Below are 17,952 nucleotides of genomic sequence, written 5' to 3' on the forward strand. Positions count from 1 at the left end.
ACGTGATCCGAGGCATGCTCAGCCGAGGAGTCCGGCATTCTTCACCGCCTTGAAAACCTTTTCGTGCCAGGCGATCCGATCCGCTTCGCCATTGGCCTGCGTGGCGGAATTGGCGTTGCCGACGTTGATCGCGCGCGAGATCTTTTTGATCAGGCCGGCATCGGCAAAGGCATTGCAGCCTGACCCTTTCCAGTCGGCGCAAGCTGCGAGCAGCGAAGTCTGCGGATCCTCGATCAGTTCAGGATGATTGGCGAGGTCAACCTTGGCGAGCTTGCCCTTGGCCGTGTACGCGTCGCGCCCGGTGGTCTGGAACGTGCCGCCGCCGCGGAAATTGAAGCCGTCCAACGTTCCTTTCACATTGCCCATGCGGCCGCCATAGGCCCAGTCGCCCAAAGCTTGCGGCTTGCGCAGCAGGTTGTCCTCGATCCACTGATCGGTCTTGCCCGCGGCTCGCGACCTCCATGCTTTCCGGATTGCCGCCACGGTCGTGTAGGACAGGGATTCGCGAATGAGGGTGAAGCCACCGGTTTCCATCGCCGCTTGAGCGAAGAAATGCATCAGCCGATCATAATTGTTGCATACGCCATGATCGCCAAGTGTCTTGAGGCCTTTGTGGGAGGTAAAGGCGCCGATGTAACCGTCATAGATTGTTCGCTTGGAACCGCTTGCCGGTCTCGGCGCGACTTTCTGGAAGACCGCTGCTGGCAAACCCTTGTTCGGATCGCCCGCAACGGCTTCGAGCACGCTCTCGACACTCTCGGTCGACAGCACCGGTTCGCCTTCGACGACCACCGAAGCATTGGGAATTCGCTTGCCGTTGCTTTTCGGGAAGCCACCGCCGGCAAAGGTTTTCAGATCGTCGATGAGGGCGATTACGCGTGTCCGGCTCTCCGTGAAATCCATGTCGGAAAGAGGACCGCTCACCTTCTTCGTTGGGTTGATGCATCCGACGCTGGACAGGAAATTGACGCCCGGATGGATCAGGATTTCGGTGCGCTTGTTGGTCTTCAGCAGTTCGAGTCCAGGTTTGGGTGGCGTCTTGGCGCCAGTGTAGCCGATGGTCACATATTTGCCTCCGGCCTGTGTCGCCAGTGGATAGGTTCCGGGCTCGATGCGCCTGCCATTGTCTTCTTTGGAATTGTCGCCAGGGCCGCGAGATTCACACACGAACCCCGATAGACCCGTTACTGCCGTGCCGTTGTGGAAGACTTTATAGGTACCGACCGTCCTGCGTCTGGTGCCCCTCATATGCTCGACTCTGCGGCTAATAAGAAGTTCCCAGCCAGTACCTGAAATCGCTGCCATTGCCACCTCCCCAAAGAGTTCAAGTTTGTTGATTTCACTGTCGTCGTCAAATAGTCCGCGTTGTAGATGTGACCCTAACATCTTCGAATTCTCTGCATTGTGAAGTTTGTCACGTTGGCGGTAGCCTCTTTTGAAGCATCGGCTGGAGTTTGTGTGCCGTCTGGTATTTCGTGACAAAGGCATTGCCGCGATAAAAGGGGGAGGGGCATCCGCCCCATGGGCGTAGACATATGAGGTCAGGTAGGGGTTGTTGTTTGCGTCAGATGGCGTCGCCCATGGCCCCTGGGCCTGGCCGCATGGGGCGATCGTCGCTATTATTTCATGCCATTCCTGATTGCCTTTTGCGGCACTTTGGCTAAGAGGGGCGCGACGCTTTCAATCGATCAATCGGGGACATCGCAATGACCGCCATCATCGACATTGTCGGGCGTGAAATCCTGGACAGCCGTGGAAATCCGACCGTCGAGGTCGACGTCGTTCTCGAAGACGGCTCGATGGGCCGCGCCGCGGTGCCGTCCGGCGCGTCGACCGGCGCGCATGAGGCCGTCGAACTGCGCGACGGTGGCGCCCGCTATCTCGGCAAGGGCGTGCTCAAGGCGGTCGAGGCCGTCAATGGCGAGCTGTTCGAGGCGATCGGCGGCATGGAAGCCGAAAACCAGATCCACATCGACCAGACCATGATCGAGCTCGACGGCACGCCCAACAAGAGCCGGCTCGGCGCCAACGCCATTCTCGGCGTTTCGCTGGCGGTCGCCAAGGCAGCAGCGGAAGCCGCCGGCCTGCCACTCTACCGCTATGTCGGCGGCACCAAGGCGCATTTACTGCCGGTGCCCATGATGAACATCATCAATGGCGGAGCGCATGCCGACAATCCGATCGATTTCCAGGAATTCATGATCCTGCCGGTCGGCGCGCCGACTTTGCGCGAAGGCGTGCGCTGGGGCTCGGAAATCTTCCACACGCTGCGCAAGAAGCTCAAGGATGCCGGCCACAACACCAATGTCGGCGACGAAGGCGGCTTCGCGCCCAATCTGAAGAGTGCGCCGGTGGCGCTCGATTTCATCATGGAATCGATCGAGAAGGCCGGCTTCAAGCCGGGCGAAGAGATCGCGCTCGGTCTCGACTGTGCGGCGACCGAATTCTTCAAGGACGGCAATTACGTCTATGAGGGCGAGAAGAAGACCCGCGATCCCAAGGCGCAGGCCAAGTACCTGGCCAAGCTCGCCGCCGACTATCCGATCATCTCGATCGAGGACGGCCTGGCCGAGGACGACTGGGAGGGTTGGAAGTACCTGACCGATTTGATCGGCAACAAGACGCAGCTGGTTGGCGACGACCTCTTCGTCACCAACACGGCGCGGCTGCGCGACGGCATCCGCATGGGTGTCGCCAATTCGATCCTGGTCAAGGTCAACCAGATCGGCTCGCTCACCGAAACGCTCGACGCTGTCGAGACCGCGCACAAGGCAGGCTACACAGCCGTCATGTCGCACCGTTCGGGCGAAACCGAGGATTCGACCATCGCCGACCTCGCCGTCGCCACCAATTGCGGGCAGATCAAGACCGGTTCGCTGTCGCGCTCGGATCGCATGGCCAAGTACAACCAGCTGATCCGCATCGAGGAAGAGCTCGGCAAGCAGGCGCGCTACGCCGGCAAGTCGGTAATCAAAGCTTAAATTCTGCCGAACTGGCGAAAACGACGAAGGGCGGGATTTTCCCGCCCTTTTTCGTTGCGGGCGCTGGCTAATGCACCTGTCCGTAACCGTCCATTAAGCACAATCGGGCGAGATAGACAGGTCAGAGGATTGCGACCATGTGGACACGCCAGCACAAGCAGAGAAACACCGGCCGGCTGATCATCCCGTCGCTTTGCGTGGCGTTCCTGGCCTATTTCGGCTTCCATGCCTATCATGGCGAGTTCGGCATCAATTCCAAATATCAGCTCGAAGCGCAGAGCATCGAATTGCAGGCCAAGTACGATGCCATCAAGGCGCGCCGGGTCGATCTGGAGCGGCGCGTCCAGCTGATGCATGAGGGCACGCTTGAAAAGGATATGCTCGACGAGCAGGCACGCCGGGCGCTCAATCTGTCCCAGCCCGATGAAATCACCATCATGCTGCCGGCCAATTCGAAATAACCTAATTTAGGTTAATCGCTTTTATTTCCAATGATTCTAGACATTTAGATGCATGCCAGCCATGCGTTTTTCTGCATGGCGAAACGCGGTCTCGCATGTTAGCTTCCTTCCAATCGGTGGGGAGGAGCTGATCCTCCCCGGAGCAGACATGGTCTGCTTTAGTGTCCGCAAAGAGACGCCAACAGGGAGTGATGCATGGCCACCGCCGCCAAAAAAGCGCCTGCCAAATCCGTTAAATCGACATCCGCCAAATCAACCGGGCTTTCCGCCCCCAAGCCGGCCGACTTCACCAAGGACGAGGAGCTTGCCGCCTACCGGCACATGCTGCTTATCCGCCGCTTCGAGGAAAAGGCCGGCCAGCTCTACGGCATGGGCTTTATCGGCGGCTTCTGCCATCTCTATATCGGCCAGGAAGCGGTCGTCACCGGCATGAAGATGTCGCTGATCAACGGCGACCAGATGATCACCGCCTATCGCGACCATGGCCACATGCTGGCGATGGAACTGTCACCGCGGGGCGTCATGGCAGAGCTGACCGGACGCCGTGGTGGCCTGTCGAGGGGCAAGGGCGGCTCCATGCACATGTTCTCCAAGGAGAAGCATTTTTACGGCGGCCACGGCATTGTCGGCGCGCAGGTCTCGCTCGGCACCGGTCTCGCCTTCGCCAACCGCTACCGCGACAACAACAATGTGTCGCTGACCTATTTCGGCGATGGCGCTGCCAATCAGGGCCAGGTCTATGAAAGCTTCAACATGGCCTCGCTGTGGAAGCTGCCGGTGATCTACATCATCGAGAACAACCGCTACGCCATGGGCACTTCGGTGTCGCGCTCGTCGGCCGAAACCAATTTTTCGCATCGCGGCGCCTCGTTCAAGATTCCCGGCATTCAGGTCGACGGCATGGATGTGCGTGCGGTCAAATCCGCCGGCGATCAGGCGACCGAATGGTGCCGTGCCGGCAACGGTCCGATCATCCTCGAGATGCAGACCTATCGCTATCGCGGTCACTCGATGTCGGATCCCGCGAAATACCGCTCCAAGGAAGAAGTGCAGAAGATGCGCTCGGATCATGATCCGATCGAGCAGGTCAAGGCGCGGCTGACGGCCAAGAAGTGGGCGACCGAGGACGAACTCAAGAACATCGACAAGGAAGTCCGCGACATCGTCGCCGACGCCGCCGAATTTGCCCAGCACGACGCAGAGCCGGATCCGTCCGAGCTCTGGACCGACATCGTATTGTAACGGGAGGGCAAGGACATGCCGATCGAAATTCTCATGCCCGCTCTCTCGCCGACCATGGAAGAGGGCAATCTTTCCAAATGGTTGAAGAACGAGGGCGACAAGGTCGTCGCCGGCGATGTCATCGCCGAGATCGAAACCGACAAGGCGACGATGGAAGTCGAAGCCGTCGATGAAGGCACGATCGGCAAGATCGTGGTTCCCGCCGGCACCGAAGGCGTCAAGGTCAACGCGGTGATCGCCGTGTTGCTGCAGGACGGTGAAAGTGCAGGCGATGTCGAAAAGAGCGGCAAGCCTGCCTCCACCCAGGATGCCGTTTCCGCTGGCGGTCAGCGGACCGATGCAGCCGAGGAAGGTACAAAAGCGGCTCCCCAGGATGCCGGCGAGGCTCCGAAGGCAGTTCCCGCCGCTCCGGCGGCCAAACCTGCCGCCGATCCGGATATTCCCGCCGGCACCGAGATGGTCTCGACCACGGTGCGCGAAGCGCTCCGCGATGCCATGGCTGAAGAAATGCGCCGCGACGGCGATGTCTTCGTCATGGGCGAGGAGGTCGCGGAATACCAGGGCGCCTACAAGATCACGCAAGGGCTGCTGCAGGAATTCGGGCCGCGCCGCGTCGTCGACACGCCGATCACCGAGCACGGCTTTGCCGGCGTCGGCGTCGGTGCGGCGATGGCCGGCCTGAAGCCGATCGTCGAGTTCATGACCTTCAACTTCGCCATGCAGGCGATCGACCAGATCATCAACTCCGCGGCCAAGACGCTCTATATGTCGGGCGGCCAGATGGGCGCACCGATCGTGTTCCGCGGACCGAACGGTGCGGCCGCCCGCGTCGGCGCCCAGCATTCGCAGTGCTATGCCGCCTGGTATAGCCATATTCCCGGCCTGAAGGTGGTGATGCCGTACACGGCTGCCGACGCCAAGGGCCTGCTCAAGGCGGCGATCCGCGATCCGAACCCGGTCATCTTCCTTGAAAACGAAATCCTCTACGGCCAGTCCTTCGACGTGCCGAAGCTCGATGATTTCGTGCTGCCGATCGGCAAGGCGCGCATTCACAAGCAGGGCAAGGACGTCACCATCGTCTCGTTCGGCATCGGCATGACCTATGCCATCAAGGCGGAAGCCGAACTGCGCGGCATGGGCATCGATGCCGAGATCATCGATCTCCGGACCATCCGCCCGCTCGACCTCGACACCGTCATTGCCTCCGTGAAAAAGACCAACCGCCTGATCGTGGTGGAAGAAGGTTTCCCGCAGAACTCGGTCGGCGACCACATCGCCAACCAGGTTTCGCAGCGCGCCTTCGATTTCCTCGACGCGCCGGTCATCACCATCGCCGGCAAGGACGTGCCGATGCCTTATGCGGCGAACCTCGAAAAGCTGGCTTTGCCCAATGTCGGCGAGGTCATAGAGGCGGTCAAAGCCGTCACGTATCGCTGACGGTCTTTCTTGCGGGGGAGGCAGAAATGGCGACGATGGCAGATGTGAGGAGAATAGCTTGGTCTCTATTTTGGCGGAGCTTCCTGTCTAGTATCGCTTGTGGATTTGTTGCTGGCGCGATTGTTGGGTTCGTCATTGGGTTCATTGGCGGTTTTTTTGGACTTCGCCATGAGGCAATTCAGGTACTGAGCTCTGTTGGGGGAGCATGCCTTGGGCTTGTAGCATCATTCCTTTGTTTGAATTTCTTCTTGGCCCGATCGATTGGCAAGGAATTCAAAGGCAAACGTCTAGAACTTGCCGTGGTTAGCCCGGCTGGCTTGCAGGGAGAGTAACTATGCCAATCAACATCACCATGCCGGCACTCTCGCCCACGATGGAAGAGGGCAATCTTTCCAAGTGGCTGGTCAAGGAGGGCGACAAGGTTTCGCCGGGCGACGTGATCGCCGAGATCGAGACCGACAAGGCGACGATGGAAGTCGAGGCCGTCGATGAGGGCACGGTCGCCAAGCTGGTCGTTCCGGCCGGCACCGAAGGCGTCAAGGTCAATGCGCTGATCGCCATTCTCGCCGGCGAAGGCGAGGATGCAGGGGCGGCGGCAAAGGGTGGTGGCGATGCCGCGCCCGCGAAAGCCGATGCCAAGCAGGATAAGGCGTCAATCTCCCCACCCGTGGGGGAGATGTCGACGAAGTCGACAGAGGGGGGCGCTGTCCCGCCGACCTCTCAGTCTGTCGCGCCCCCCTCTGGCCTGCCGGCCATCTCCCCCACAAGGGGGGAGATCAGCCAATCGTCAGGCGAGCGCACTTTCGCCTCGCCGCTGGCGCGGCGCATAGCCAAGGACGCCGGCGTCGATGTGTCCGCTGTGAGTGGCACCGGCCCGCATGGCCGAGTCGTCAAGGCCGATGTCGAGGCGGCGATTGCCGGCGGTGGCGCCAAGGCTGCACCGGCCGCGAAAGCCGCACCTGCCGGCGCTCCGGCACCTGCGGCTCCGGCTGCGGCACCCAAGGCGATGTCGGACGAACAGGTGCTGAAGCTGTTTGCCGAAGGGTCCTATGAGCTCGTCCCGCACGACAATATGCGCAAGACCATTGCGCGCCGCCTGGTCGAGGCCAAGACAACCATCCCGCATTTCTACCTGACGCTCGACTGCGAGCTCGATGCGCTGCTGGCGCTGCGCACACAGATCAATGCGGCGGCTCCGATGAAGAAGACCGACAAGGGCGAAGTGCCCGTCTACAAGCTGTCGGTCAACGACATGGTGATCAAGGCGATGGCGATGGCGCTGATGGCGGTGCCGGATGCCAATGCGTCGTGGACCGAAAGCGCCATGGTCAAGCACAAGCACGCCGATGTCGGCGTTGCCGTGTCGATCCCCGGCGGCCTGATCACGCCGATCATCCGCCACGCCGACGAAAAGACACTGTCCACTATCTCCAACGAGATGAAGGATCTGGCGAGCCGTGCCCGCAGCCGCAAGCTGAAGCCTGAGGAATATCAGGGCGGCACGACGGCTGTCTCCAATCTCGGCATGTTCGGCATCAAGGACTTTGCCGCCGTCATCAACCCGCCGCATGCGACGATCCTGGCGGTGGGTGCCGGCGAGCAGCGGCCGGTGGTCAAGAATGGCGAGATCAGAATCGCCAATATCATGTCGGTGACGCTGTCGACCGATCACCGCGCCGTCGACGGTGCGCTCGGCGCCGAACTTCTGGTCGCCTTCAAGCGCATGATCGAAAATCCGATGGGCATGCTGGTCTAGGAAGGAAAAAGGCTGTGCGGAAATTCGTCACCAGCCTTTTCGCCCTGATCCTTTCCGGCCTGGCCGGCGGGCTGGTGGCGCTGTGGCTGGCAATCGTCACCAATGCGAATTCCGAATACATCCTGGTCTTCATGGTTTCGGCGCTGGTCACCATCGTTGCGACCGTGGCGTTTTTCATCGCGCAGTTCGTGCCAAACCCGCAAAGGGCGATAAACCTGACGGGGCTTGTTGGGGTTTCGTTGTTCGTGCTGGCCGGAATCGGGCTGATTGCCTGGACCTTCTCGCAGCCGCCTGGCAAAGCCCAGTGGTCGGGCGATCTCCCCGTTGTCGCCGGTCTGTTTTTGCCAAGCATCGCCACGGTTATCGTGCAGTGGCTGTTCGTGGGATGGCGCGTGCGGCGCGGGCTTAGGGCGGAGGCGGGTGCGGGTGCATGAAGACGATCCTCTGCTACGGCGATTCCCTGACCTGGGGCTATGACGCGGCGAGCCTCGGGCGTCATGCGCTGGAAGATCGCTGGCCGAGCGTGCTCAAGGCGGCGTTGGGCGACGATGATATCGAAGTCATTGCCGAAGGTCTGAACGGCCGCACCACGGCTTTCGACGATCACCTGGCTGGTGCCGACCGCAATGGCGCCAAGGTGCTGCCGACGATCCTGACCAGCCATGCGCCGCTCGACCTGATCATCATCATGCTCGGCGCCAACGACATGAAGCCCTGGATCCACGGCAATCCGGTCGCGGCCAAGCAGGGGGTGCAGCGGCTGATCGACATCGTGCGCGGCCACGATTATCCGTTCGACTGGGCCGCGCCGCAAATCCTGATCGTCGCGCCACCAGCGGTCAGCCGCACCGACAATGCCGAATTCAAGGAAATGTTTGCCGGCGGCGACGAGGCCTCGAAGCGGCTGGCGCCGCAATATTCCGCGCTCGCCGACGAGGCCGGCTGCGGCTTTTTCGATGCCGGCACGGTGGCCGAGACCACACCGATCGACGGCGTCCATCTCGATGCCGAAAACACGCGAAATATCGGCCAGGCGCTGGCGCCATTGGTGCGCGTGATGCTGGAACTCTAGAGAAAAATCAGGGAGAAACCCCGTGGCTGAATCCTACGACGTGATCATCATCGGCTCAGGCCCCGGCGGCTATGTCACGGCGGTGCGCTCCGCCCAGCTCGGCTTCAAGACTGCCATCGTCGAGCGTGAGCATCTCGGCGGCATCTGCCTCAACTGGGGCTGCATCCCGACCAAGGCGCTGCTGCGCTCGGCCGAGATCATGCACTATTCCGACCATCTGAAGGACTACGGCCTGAAGCTCGAAGGCGGCAAGGTCAGCGCCGACACGGCCGCTGTCGTCGACCGCTCGCGCAAAGTGTCGTTGAGGCTCAATGGCGGCGTCGCCTTCCTGATGAAGAAGAACAAGGTCGACGTTATCTGGGGCGAGGCCAAGCTTTCAAAGCCAGGTGAAATCGTCGTTTCCAAGACGGCCAAGAAACCGATGGAGCCGCAGCCGCCGGTGCCGAAGGGCGTCAAGGGCGAGGGGACCTATACCGCCAAGCACATCATTCTCGCCACCGGCGCCCGGCCGCGCGCGCTGCCCGGCATCGAGCCGGACGGCAAACTGATCTGGACCTATTTCGAGGCGATGGTGCCGAAGGAGATGCCGAAATCGCTGCTGGTCATGGGTTCGGGCGCCATCGGCATCGAGTTCGCCTCCTTCTACCGCACCATGGGCGCCGAGGTGACGGTGGTCGAGCTTTTGCCGGCGGTGATGCCGGTCGAGGATGCCGAGGTCTCGAAATTCGCGCAGAAGCAGTTCGAGAAGCAGGGCATGAAAATCATCCTCGAGGCCAAGGTGACCAAGGTCGAGAAGGGCACCAACTCGGTTACCGCACATGTCGAGATGAAGGACGGCAAGGTCGAGAAGATCACCGCCGACCGCATGATCTCGGCCGTCGGCGTGCAGGGCAACATCGAAAATCTCGGCCTCGAGACGCTCGGCGTGGAGACCGATCGCGGCTGCGTCGTCATTGACGGCTATGGCAAGACCAACGTTCCCGGCATCTACGCTATCGGCGATGTCGCCGGACCGCCTATGCTTGCCCACAAGGCCGAGCATGAAGGCGTGGTGTGTATCGAAAAGATCGCCAATTTCCCCGGCGTGCATGCGACAGACAAGCTGAAGATCCCGGGCTGCACCTATTGCAACCCCCAGGTCGCATCGGTCGGGCTCACCGAAGCCAAGGCCAAGGCCGAAGGCAAGGACATTCGTGTCGGCCGCTTCCAGTTCGGCGCCAACGGCAAGGCGATCGCGCTTGGCGAGGACCAGGGCTTCATCAAGACCATCTTCGACAAGAAGACCGGCCAGCTGCTCGGCGCGCATATGGTCGGCGCCGAGGTGACGGAGCTGATCCAGGGCTTTGTCGTGGCGATGAACCTGGAGACCACCGAGGAAGAACTGATGCACACCATCTTCCCGCATCCGACGCTGTCGGAGATGATGAAGGAAAGCGTGCTTGATGCCTATGGCCGTGCGCTCAACGCGTGATAAATTGCTGCCGCGAGACTCAGACGCATGCGCCGGAGGAACCTTACGGCAAGACAGTTCGTTTCCGGATGCATTTTCACCTGACACTGGAGGAGTTGGCATATGGACGTGAATGGCGTGGGCTGGATTGCGGCCATCATCATCGGCGGTTTGGCCGGGTGGCTGGCCGAGATGGTCATGAAGAGCAATACCGGCGTCTTGATGAACATCATTATGGGCATTGTCGGCGCGGTGGTGCTGAACGCAATTCTCAGGGCGCTCAACATCGAACCCTTCGGTGTCGGCTGGCTCGCCTACCTGATCACCGGCTTCATCGGCGCCTGCCTGCTGATCTTTGCCGGGCGGCTGATACGCCGCTAGACTACCGCTATGCGAAAAAGGCTGTGGCGGCATGCGCCGCCGCAGCCTTTTTCTTTGCACCGAAAAGTCCTAGATGACGCCAGAAGGGCGAATGCCGACGGGCAGACGCCAACAAGTCAGGTTTGAGATGGTCACTGTTCTCGACACGATCGCCAACGCGCCGCGCCTGCGGCACCCCGAGAAGGCACACAAGCCTGATCAGGACGTGCTGCGCAAACCCGACTGGATCCGCGTCAAGGCGCCGATGTCGAAGGGCTATGCCGAAACCCGCGAGATCGTGAAGTCGCACAAGCTGGTCACGGTTTGCGAAGAGGCCGGCTGCCCCAATATCGGCGAGTGCTGGGAGAAAAAGCACGCCACCTTCATGATCATGGGCGAGATCTGCACGCGCGCCTGCGCCTTCTGCAACGTCGCCACCGGCATTCCGACCGCGCTCGATGCCGATGAGCCGGCACGCGTCGCGCACGCCGTCAAGCAGATGGGGCTGACCCATGTCGTCATCACCTCGGTCGACCGCGACGATCTCGCCGATGGCGGCGCGCAGCATTTCGCCGAGGTTATCCGGGCGATCCGAGCAGCGACGCCCTTGACCACGATCGAAATCCTGACGCCCGATTTCCTGCGCAAGGAAGGCGCGCTGGAGATCGTCGTGGCGGCCAAGCCCGATGTCTTCAACCACAATCTCGAAACCGTGCCGTCGAACTACCTGACGGTGCGGCCGGGTGCCCGCTATTTCCACTCGATCCGGCTGTTGCAGCGGGTCAAGGAGCTCGACCCGTCGATCTTCACGAAGTCCGGCATCATGGTCGGCCTCGGCGAAGAGCGCAACGAGATCCTGCAGCTGATGGACGACCTGCGCTCGGCCAATGTCGACTTCATGACCATTGGCCAGTATCTGCAGCCGTCAAAGAAACACCACCCCGTGATCCGCTTCGTCACGCCGGAGGAGTTCAACTCCTTCGCGACGATCGGCAAGACCAAGGGTTTCCTGCTGGTGGCGTCGAACCCGCTGACGCGCTCCTCGCACCACGCCGGCGACGATTTCGCCAGGCTGCGGGCCGCGCGTGAGGCGCAGCTCAAAAAAGCCAGTTAAATCCTGCTTCAATGCCGAAATTCGAAGCCACACGCCGCGTTGCCCACACGCCGGAGCAGATGTTTGCTCTGGTCGCCGATATCGAGACCTATCCGCAATTTCTGCCGCTTTGCGAGGCGCTGACGGTGCGCTCGCGCAAGGAGCGTGACGGCCGCACCATTCTCCTCGCCGATATGAGCATCGGCTACAAGGCGATCCGCGAGACCTTTACGACGCAGGTGCTTTTGAAGCCGGACGAGAACACAATCGATGTCAAATACATCGATGGACCGTTCAAATATCTCAGCAATATCTGGCGCTTCGAGCCGGCCGACGGCGGCGGCTGCAACGTCCGCTTCTTCATCGACTACGAGTTCAAGAGCCGCATCCTCGGCGTGGTGATGGGCACCATGTTCGATCGCGCCTTCCGCATGTTTTCCGAAGCCTTCGAAAAACGTGCGGACGTCATCTACGGAACGACGCCCATCTCATGAGTGTCGCCGAGCGCGCGCAGCCCGATCTCCAGCGCATGCTTGACCGTCTCGCGGCGGATGAAGTCGCGGCCATTGTCGGCAAACATATTGAGCTCGGCAGCCACCGGCCCACGTCTTAGGGCAACTCCGAACCAGACGAGGCCGACCGGTTTTTCCGGCGAACCGCCGCCTGGGCCGGCAATGCCGGTGACGGCAAGCGCCAGCCCGGCGCGCGAGCGCGCCAGAGCGCCCGCCGCCATCTCCAGAACCGTTTCGCGCGAGACGGCGCCATGCGCCTCGAGTGTGGCGGGCGAGACGCCGAGCATCTCCATCTTTGCTTCATCGGAATAGGTGATGAGGCCGCGATCGACGACAGCGGACGAGCCGGCAATGTCGGTCAGTGCCGAGATGATCATGCCGCCGGTGCAGCTCTCGGCCGTCGCCAGCATGATGCCGCGCTGCTGGCAGACCTGGAGCAGGGCGTTGGCAAGATCGCTGTTGTTCATGCGGGAACCTCCCCGGGGAAGACGACACTGGCTGTGGCGATGGCGGCGACGCCTTCCTCGCGGCCGACAAAGCCGAGTTTTTCGTTGGTAGTCGCCTTGATGGAGATGCGATCGCTGGAAATGCCCAGCATCGCCGACAACGCGTTGGTCATGGCCTCGCGATGCGGGCCGACGCGCGGAGCCTCGCAGATCAGCGTGATGTCGGCATTGGCGATGCGGCCGCCGCGTTCGCGCACCAACCTGGCCGCATGCTCGACGAAGATCTTCGACGCCGCGCCCTTCCATTGCGGATCGGAAGGCGGGAAATGCGTGCCGATGTCGCCGGCGCCGCAAGTGGCGAGCAGCGCATCGGTCAGCGCGTGCAGGCCGACATCGGCATCCGAATGTCCCGAAAGCTTCTTGCCGTGCGGAATGGCGACGCCGCACAGAGTGACATGGTCGCCTGCCTCGAAGGCGTGCACGTCATAGCCATTGCCGGTGCGAATGTCTGGAAAACGCTCGCCAGTAAGCCGCTGATCCGCCATCGCAATATCCCTTGCCCAGGTCAGTTTGACGTTGTCCGGCGACCCCTGAACGATTTTCACCGGAATATGCGCCCATTCGGCGATCGCGGCATCGTCGGTGAAATCCGTCTTGCCGAGATGATGGGCTTTTTCGTGCGCGGCGAGCAACGGCCAGAACGGAAAGCCTTGCGGCGTCTGCGCGGCATGAAGGCCGGCCCTTGGCACCGTCTCCTCGATCATGCCGGTGGCCGACTCGCGCTTCAGCGTATCGGCGACGGGCAAAGCGGGCAGCGCGCCCTGGCGCTCGCCAATGGCGGCGATGATACGGTCGATCAGGGCCGTGTCGACAAACGGCCGCACCGCGTCATGGACAAGGACACGGCCGGGCGTACGTTCCCTCAGCGCCAGCAGGCCGAGCCGGACCGAGGCCTGGCGCGACTCGCCACCGACCACGGCGGTAACCCGCTCGGCATATACGCCGGCTGCCTTGTCGAAAAGCGCGCGGTCATCGGCATGGATGGCGACGACGACGGGACCAATTTCGGGATGCGCCAGGAACGTCTCCAGCGTGCGCGCGATGACGGCACGGCCACCGACGCGCTGATATTGCTTCGGCCCGTCGGCCTGTCCGGCGCGCGCGCCGCGGCCGGCTGCAACGATGACCACGCCGACCTTGTCGGTCGTCGCCTCGGCCGGTTTTTCGCTTGCGTCTGTCATGCCGAGAGGCTTAGTCGCGGCTTATGGCGAAGGCCAGCATTTTCCCAAATGCGCCGCAATGTGACGTCATTGCGCGTTGCACAATGCCTTTCTTATGGCTAGAGAATGTGCAGCAATCCGATATGCTTGGTTTTTGTGCATGCCTGAAGTGACAAAATTGGCTTCGCCGCTCGACATTGGCGGCGTGACGATCCGCAACCGCGTCTTCCTCGCGCCCATGTCGGGAATAACGGACGAGCCGTTCCGGCAGCGCGCCTACGCGCATGGCGCGGGCCTGGTCGTGTCGGAAATGGTGGCGAGCGGCGAGCTTGCCAAGGGCAGGGCCGGCTGCGACCTGCGCATCCGTCATTCCGGGCTGCCCGTCCATATGGTCCAGCTTGCCGGCCGCGAGGCCGAGCACATGGCCGAGGGCGCGCGCATCGCTGCCGGCGAGGGCGCCGACATCATCGACATCAATATGGGCTGCCCGGCCAAGAAGGTGACCGGCGGCTATGCCGGCTCGGCGCTGATGCGCGATCTCGACCACGCGCTGTCGCTGATCGAAGCGGTGATCGGCGCGGTCCAGGTGCCGGTCACGGTCAAGATGCGGCTCGGCTGGGACGACAATGCGCTCAATGCACCCGTCTTGGCGCGCCGCGCCGAAGAGGCCGGTGTTAAAATGGTGACCGTGCATGGGCGCACGCGCTGCCAGTTTTATCAAGGCAAGGCCGATTGGGGCGCCATCGCCCGCATCAAGGACGCCGTCTCGATCCCGGTGGTCGCCAACGGCGATGTGTGCTCGCCCGCGGAGGCCGCCGAAATCCTTGAACAGTCGGGCGCCGACGCGGTGATGATCGGCCGCGCGCATTATGGCGCGCCATGGACGGCGGGCCGCATTGCGGCGACGGCTGCGGGCGACGCGCTCTCCGGCGTGCCGGAAAGCCCGCAAGCCATGGCCGACTACATCGTTTCCCACTACGAGGACATGCTGACGCTTTACGGCGTCGAAAGCGGCTTGCGCCAGGCGCGCAAGCATCTCGGCTGGTATCTCGATCGCCACGCTGTGGGCGTCACCAATGAAGGGCGCAAAGCCATCCTCACCTCGTTCGAGCCCGCCCGCGTCATGGCCGTGCTGCGTGAGGTGTTTTCCGGCGGGGGCGAGGCCGCATCCATGCGGAGCGCTGCATGAACGCGCCTGCTGCACCGGGCACCGAGATGGCAAATGCTGCCCATATCGTGCTCAACACCATCCGCCGTCCGGTGATCATGGTCGATCCCGATGGGTTCATCACCTACGCCAATGCCGACGCGGAAGACTTCTTCCGCTCCAGCGCCAACATGCTGGCACGCAACACACTGTCCAAACTGATCCCGTTCGGCAGCCCGCTGTTGCAACTGGTCGACCAGGTGCGCGAGCGCCGTGCGCCGGTCAACGAATACCGTGTCGACGTGTCGTCGCCGCGTCTCGGCATCGAGAAGGTCGTCGATCTCTATGTCGCGCCGGTGCCGGAATTCCCAGGCTCGATCGTGGTGATGTTCCAGGAACGCTCGATGGCCGACAAGATCGACCGGCAGATGACACACAGGGGTGCCGCGCGTTCGGTCACCGGCCTTGCCGCCATGCTGGCACATGAGATCAAGAACCCGCTGTCCGGCATACGTGGCGCCGCACAGCTGCTCGAACTCTCGGCGTCCGACGAGGATCGCGCGCTGACCCGCCTCATCACCGACGAGACCGATCGTATCGTCTCCCTCGTCGACCGCATGGAAGTGTTTTCCGACGAGCGACCAATCGACCGCTATCCTGTCAACATCCATGTCGTGCTGGACCATGTGAAGGCAATCGCGAAGAACGGTTTTGCCAAGAGAATCAGGATATTGGAGGACTATGATCCATCATTGCCTCCGGTTTTCGCCAACCGCGACCAACTGATCCAGGTGTTTCTCAACCTGGTCAAGAACGCTGCCGAGGCGATCGGCGGCGACCCGCAGGGCGAGATCGTGCTGTCGACCGCGTTCAGGCCGGGCATCCGCGTTTCCGTTCCCGGAACCCAGGACCGCGTGTCGCTACCGCTTGAATTCTGCGTGCGCGACAATGGGTCCGGCGTTTCGGAAGACATTCTGCCGATCCTGTTCGATCCGTTCATCACCACCAAGCCGAACGGGTCGGGGCTCGGCCTGGCGCTGGTGGCGAAAATCGTCGGCGAGCATGGCGGCATCATCGAATGCGATTCGACGCCGCGCGGCACCACCTTCCGAATCCTGATGCCGGCCTGGAAAGAAACACCCATCGACACTGCCGATGATGAAGGCGAAGGAGACCGCAAATGACGGTTCGCGGCAATATTCTCGTCGCCGACGACGATGCGGCCATCCGCACCGTGCTCAATCAGGCGCTGTCGCGCGTCGGCCATGAGGTGCGCGTGACCTCCAACGCCTCGACGCTGTGGCGCTGGGTGGCGGCGGGCGAGGGCGATCTGGTGATCACCGACGTTGTCATGCCGGACGAGAACGCCTTCGACATGCTGCCGCGCATCAAGAAGGCGCGCCCCGAGCTGCCGGTCATCGTGATGAGCGCGCAAAACACTTTCATGACGGCGATTCGTGCTTCCGAAACAGGTGCTTACGAGTATCTGCCGAAGCCGTTCGACCTGACCGAACTGCTCAACATCGTCAACCGGGCGCTGTCAGAGCCGCGCCGACCGAAGATCGATACGCGACCGGAAGAACAGCCTGACGCGATGCCGCTGGTCGGCCGGTCGGCCGCCATGCAGGACATCTACCGCATGCTGGCGCGCATGATGCAGACCGACCTGACGGTGATGATCTCGGGCGAGTCCGGCACCGGCAAGGAATTGGTGGCGCGCGCGTTGCACGAATATGGCCGTCGCCGCGGCGGTCCGTTCGTCGCCATCAACATGGCGGCGATCCCGCGCGATTTGATCGAATCGGAGCTGTTCGGCCACGAGAAGGGCGCCTTCACCGGCGCACAGAACCGCTCGACCGGCCGCTTCGAGCAGGCCGAGGGCGGCACGCTGTTCCTCGACGAGATCGGCGACATGCCGATGGAGGCGCAGACGCGGCTGCTGCGCGTGCTGCAGCAGGGCGAATACACCACGGTCGGCGGGCGCACCCCGATCAAGACCGATGTGCGCATCGTCGCCGCCACCAACAAGGATCTGCGCACGCTGATCAACCAGGGGCTTTTCCGCGAGGATCTGTTCTATCGCCTGAATGTCGTGCCGCTTCGGCTGCCGGGTTTGCGTGAGAGATCGGAAGACATTCCCGATCTGGTGCGGCATTTCTTCAAGATCGGCGCCAGCGAAGGCTTGCAGACCAAGCGCATTTCGACCGGCGGCATCGAATTGATGAAGCGCTATCCGTGGCCGGGAAACGTGCGCGAGCTGGAAAACCTGGTGCGCCGGCTTGCGGCGCTCTATTCGCAGGACGAAATATCAGCCGAGATCATTGAAGCCGAGCTGAAGACAGGCGAAAGACCGGTCGTTCCCGGCGGCGGCAATTTGATCCCGGACGATCTGTCCATCGGGCAGGCGGTGGAGCACTTCCTGCAGCGCTATTTTGCCTCTTTCGCCGGTGAGTTGCCGCCGGCAGGTCTCTATCAGCGCATCTTGTCCGAGGTCGAATATCCGCTGGTGCTCGCTTCCATGACGGCAACGCGCGGCAACCAGATCAAGGCGGCCGAATTGCTCGGCTTGAATCGCAACACACTGCGCAAGAAGATTCGCGAGCTGGGCGTCAACGTCTACAAATCGTCGAGATCATGAGCGCCTGGCGCCCGAAGTGACGCGAGGTCATCCCCTTTTCAGGGGATCGGCGGCCGAAAGATTTCCGTCACGGCCACACTTGTTGCATAATCGCCACAATGCGTTGCATACATCCGACGCAATCACTGGCTCTTAGA

18 protein-coding genes are annotated in these 17,952 nt (G+C 62.0%); 15 read left to right on the forward strand and 3 right to left on the reverse strand.

The window, feature by feature from the left end; all coding sequences use genetic code 11:
* Positions 1-18: 18 nt before the first annotated feature.
* Positions 19-1,482 (reverse strand): glycoside hydrolase family 19 protein, encoded by a 1,464-nt coding sequence (locus NKI64_RS30285; RefSeq protein ID WP_352671790.1) that lies wholly within the window; start codon positions 1,480-1,482, stop codon positions 19-21.
* A 224-nt stretch (positions 1,483-1,706) separates the two neighbouring features.
* Here NKI64_RS30285 and eno point away from each other — a divergent pair, with 224 nt between their 5' ends.
* The 12 genes from eno (at position 1,707) to NKI64_RS30345 (ending at position 12,346) form a co-directional block, all read left to right on the forward strand.
* Complete coding sequence (gene eno / locus NKI64_RS30290) at positions 1,707-2,981, forward strand: phosphopyruvate hydratase (RefSeq protein ID WP_023688446.1); 1,275 nt, start codon at positions 1,707-1,709, stop codon at positions 2,979-2,981.
* A gap of 137 nt (positions 2,982-3,118) precedes the next feature.
* Positions 3,119-3,442, forward strand: coding sequence for an FtsB family cell division protein (locus NKI64_RS30295; protein ID WP_023748672.1), 324 nt, complete (start codon positions 3,119-3,121; stop codon positions 3,440-3,442).
* A 195-nt stretch (positions 3,443-3,637) separates the two neighbouring features.
* Positions 3,638-4,684 carry a pyruvate dehydrogenase (acetyl-transferring) E1 component subunit alpha gene (pdhA, locus tag NKI64_RS30300; protein WP_023682559.1) on the forward strand — a complete coding sequence of 349 codons (1,047 nt, stop codon included), beginning with the start codon at positions 3,638-3,640 and terminating at the stop codon, positions 4,682-4,684.
* Between the two features lie 15 nt (positions 4,685-4,699).
* Positions 4,700-6,121 carry a pyruvate dehydrogenase complex E1 component subunit beta gene (locus NKI64_RS30305; RefSeq protein WP_023682558.1) on the forward strand — a complete coding sequence of 474 codons (1,422 nt, stop codon included), beginning with the start codon at positions 4,700-4,702 and terminating at the stop codon, positions 6,119-6,121.
* 26 nt (positions 6,122-6,147) lie between these two features.
* Positions 6,148-6,453: a hypothetical protein gene (locus tag NKI64_RS30310; RefSeq protein WP_023714177.1), complete on the forward strand. Its 306-nt coding sequence runs from the start codon at positions 6,148-6,150 to the stop codon at positions 6,451-6,453.
* Positions 6,454-6,455: 2 nt separating this feature from the next.
* Positions 6,456-7,877: a pyruvate dehydrogenase complex dihydrolipoamide acetyltransferase gene (locus tag NKI64_RS30315; protein ID WP_023706544.1), complete on the forward strand. Its 1,422-nt coding sequence runs from the start codon at positions 6,456-6,458 to the stop codon at positions 7,875-7,877.
* A gap of 14 nt (positions 7,878-7,891) precedes the next feature.
* Positions 7,892-8,311: a hypothetical protein gene (locus NKI64_RS30320; protein ID WP_023668917.1), complete on the forward strand. Its 420-nt coding sequence runs from the start codon at positions 7,892-7,894 to the stop codon at positions 8,309-8,311.
* Positions 8,308-8,949, forward strand: a complete 642-nt coding sequence (locus NKI64_RS30325) for an SGNH/GDSL hydrolase family protein (RefSeq protein ID WP_023755213.1) — start codon at positions 8,308-8,310, stop codon at positions 8,947-8,949. The genes NKI64_RS30320 and NKI64_RS30325 overlap by 4 nt, the downstream gene beginning before the upstream one ends.
* 22 nt (positions 8,950-8,971) lie before the next feature.
* Entirely contained in the window at positions 8,972-10,420 is a 1,449-nt protein-coding gene (gene lpdA / locus NKI64_RS30330; RefSeq protein WP_023830008.1) for a dihydrolipoyl dehydrogenase, read from the forward strand.
* 102 nt (positions 10,421-10,522) lie between these two features.
* Positions 10,523-10,780: a GlsB/YeaQ/YmgE family stress response membrane protein gene (locus tag NKI64_RS30335; RefSeq protein ID WP_023668920.1), complete on the forward strand. Its 258-nt coding sequence runs from the start codon at positions 10,523-10,525 to the stop codon at positions 10,778-10,780.
* Between the two features lie 127 nt (positions 10,781-10,907).
* Positions 10,908-11,873 carry a lipoyl synthase gene (lipA, locus tag NKI64_RS30340; protein WP_023682553.1) on the forward strand — a complete coding sequence of 322 codons (966 nt, stop codon included), beginning with the start codon at positions 10,908-10,910 and terminating at the stop codon, positions 11,871-11,873.
* Between the two features lie 11 nt (positions 11,874-11,884).
* Entirely contained in the window at positions 11,885-12,346 is a 462-nt protein-coding gene (locus NKI64_RS30345; protein WP_023682552.1) for a type II toxin-antitoxin system RatA family toxin, read from the forward strand.
* Here the strand turns inward: NKI64_RS30345 and NKI64_RS30350 are convergent.
* Both NKI64_RS30350 and NKI64_RS30355 read right to left on the reverse strand, forming a co-directional pair.
* Positions 12,322-12,831 (reverse strand): CinA family protein, encoded by a 510-nt coding sequence (locus NKI64_RS30350; protein ID WP_023682551.1) that lies wholly within the window; start codon positions 12,829-12,831, stop codon positions 12,322-12,324. The two genes, NKI64_RS30345 and NKI64_RS30350, sit on opposite strands and share 25 nt — an antisense overlap.
* Positions 12,828-14,051, reverse strand: coding sequence for a bifunctional 2-C-methyl-D-erythritol 4-phosphate cytidylyltransferase/2-C-methyl-D-erythritol 2,4-cyclodiphosphate synthase (locus NKI64_RS30355; protein ID WP_023830009.1), 1,224 nt, complete (start codon positions 14,049-14,051; stop codon positions 12,828-12,830). Before NKI64_RS30355 ends, NKI64_RS30350 begins: the two co-directional genes overlap by 4 nt.
* 139 nt (positions 14,052-14,190) lie before the next feature.
* On the opposite strand from NKI64_RS30355, the gene dusB reads away from it, so the two are divergent.
* Genes dusB through ntrC form a run of 3 tightly spaced genes read left to right on the forward strand, consistent with a single transcriptional unit; the run spans position 14,191 to position 17,815 of the window.
* Complete coding sequence (gene dusB, locus NKI64_RS30360; protein ID WP_286487392.1) at positions 14,191-15,219, forward strand: tRNA dihydrouridine synthase DusB; 1,029 nt, start codon at positions 14,191-14,193, stop codon at positions 15,217-15,219.
* Positions 15,216-16,361 (forward strand): two-component system sensor histidine kinase NtrB, encoded by a 1,146-nt coding sequence (locus NKI64_RS30365; RefSeq protein ID WP_023688458.1) that lies wholly within the window; start codon positions 15,216-15,218, stop codon positions 16,359-16,361. The genes dusB and NKI64_RS30365 overlap by 4 nt, the downstream gene beginning before the upstream one ends.
* Complete coding sequence (ntrC, locus tag NKI64_RS30370) at positions 16,358-17,815, forward strand: nitrogen regulation protein NR(I) (protein ID WP_023710528.1); 1,458 nt, start codon at positions 16,358-16,360, stop codon at positions 17,813-17,815. The genes NKI64_RS30365 and ntrC overlap by 4 nt, the downstream gene beginning before the upstream one ends.
* The last annotated feature ends 137 nt before the right edge of the window (positions 17,816-17,952 follow it).

This window comes from Mesorhizobium sp. M0478 (assembly GCF_040321305.1).
In the GTDB taxonomy this organism is placed as follows: Bacteria; Pseudomonadota; Alphaproteobacteria; order Rhizobiales; family Rhizobiaceae; genus Mesorhizobium.

Bases quoted from the DNA above. Each gene is read 5' to 3' on its own strand.
- eno (WP_023688446.1), top strand. From the start codon at position 1,707: ATGACCGCCATCATCGACATTGTCGGGCGTGAAATCCTGGACAGCCGT.
- NKI64_RS30295 (WP_023748672.1), top strand. From the start codon at position 3,119: ATGTGGACACGCCAGCACAAGCAGAGAAACACCGGCCGGCTGATCATC.
- pdhA (WP_023682559.1), top strand. From the start codon at position 3,638: ATGGCCACCGCCGCCAAAAAAGCGCCTGCCAAATCCGTTAAATCGACA.
- NKI64_RS30305 (WP_023682558.1), top strand. From the start codon at position 4,700: ATGCCGATCGAAATTCTCATGCCCGCTCTCTCGCCGACCATGGAAGAG.
- NKI64_RS30310 (WP_023714177.1), top strand. From the start codon at position 6,148: ATGGCGACGATGGCAGATGTGAGGAGAATAGCTTGGTCTCTATTTTGG.
- NKI64_RS30315 (WP_023706544.1), top strand. From the start codon at position 6,456: ATGCCAATCAACATCACCATGCCGGCACTCTCGCCCACGATGGAAGAG.
- NKI64_RS30325 (WP_023755213.1), top strand. From the start codon at position 8,308: ATGAAGACGATCCTCTGCTACGGCGATTCCCTGACCTGGGGCTATGAC.
- NKI64_RS30335 (WP_023668920.1), top strand. From the start codon at position 10,523: ATGGACGTGAATGGCGTGGGCTGGATTGCGGCCATCATCATCGGCGGT.
- lipA (WP_023682553.1), top strand. From the start codon at position 10,908: ATGGTCACTGTTCTCGACACGATCGCCAACGCGCCGCGCCTGCGGCAC.
- NKI64_RS30345 (WP_023682552.1), top strand. From the start codon at position 11,885: ATGCCGAAATTCGAAGCCACACGCCGCGTTGCCCACACGCCGGAGCAG.
- NKI64_RS30350 (WP_023682551.1), bottom strand. From the start codon at position 12,831: ATGAACAACAGCGATCTTGCCAACGCCCTGCTCCAGGTCTGCCAGCAG.
- NKI64_RS30355 (WP_023830009.1), bottom strand. From the start codon at position 14,051: ATGACAGACGCAAGCGAAAAACCGGCCGAGGCGACGACCGACAAGGTC.
- dusB (WP_286487392.1), top strand. From the start codon at position 14,191: ATGCCTGAAGTGACAAAATTGGCTTCGCCGCTCGACATTGGCGGCGTG.
- NKI64_RS30365 (WP_023688458.1), top strand. From the start codon at position 15,216: ATGAACGCGCCTGCTGCACCGGGCACCGAGATGGCAAATGCTGCCCAT.
- ntrC (WP_023710528.1), top strand. From the start codon at position 16,358: ATGACGGTTCGCGGCAATATTCTCGTCGCCGACGACGATGCGGCCATC.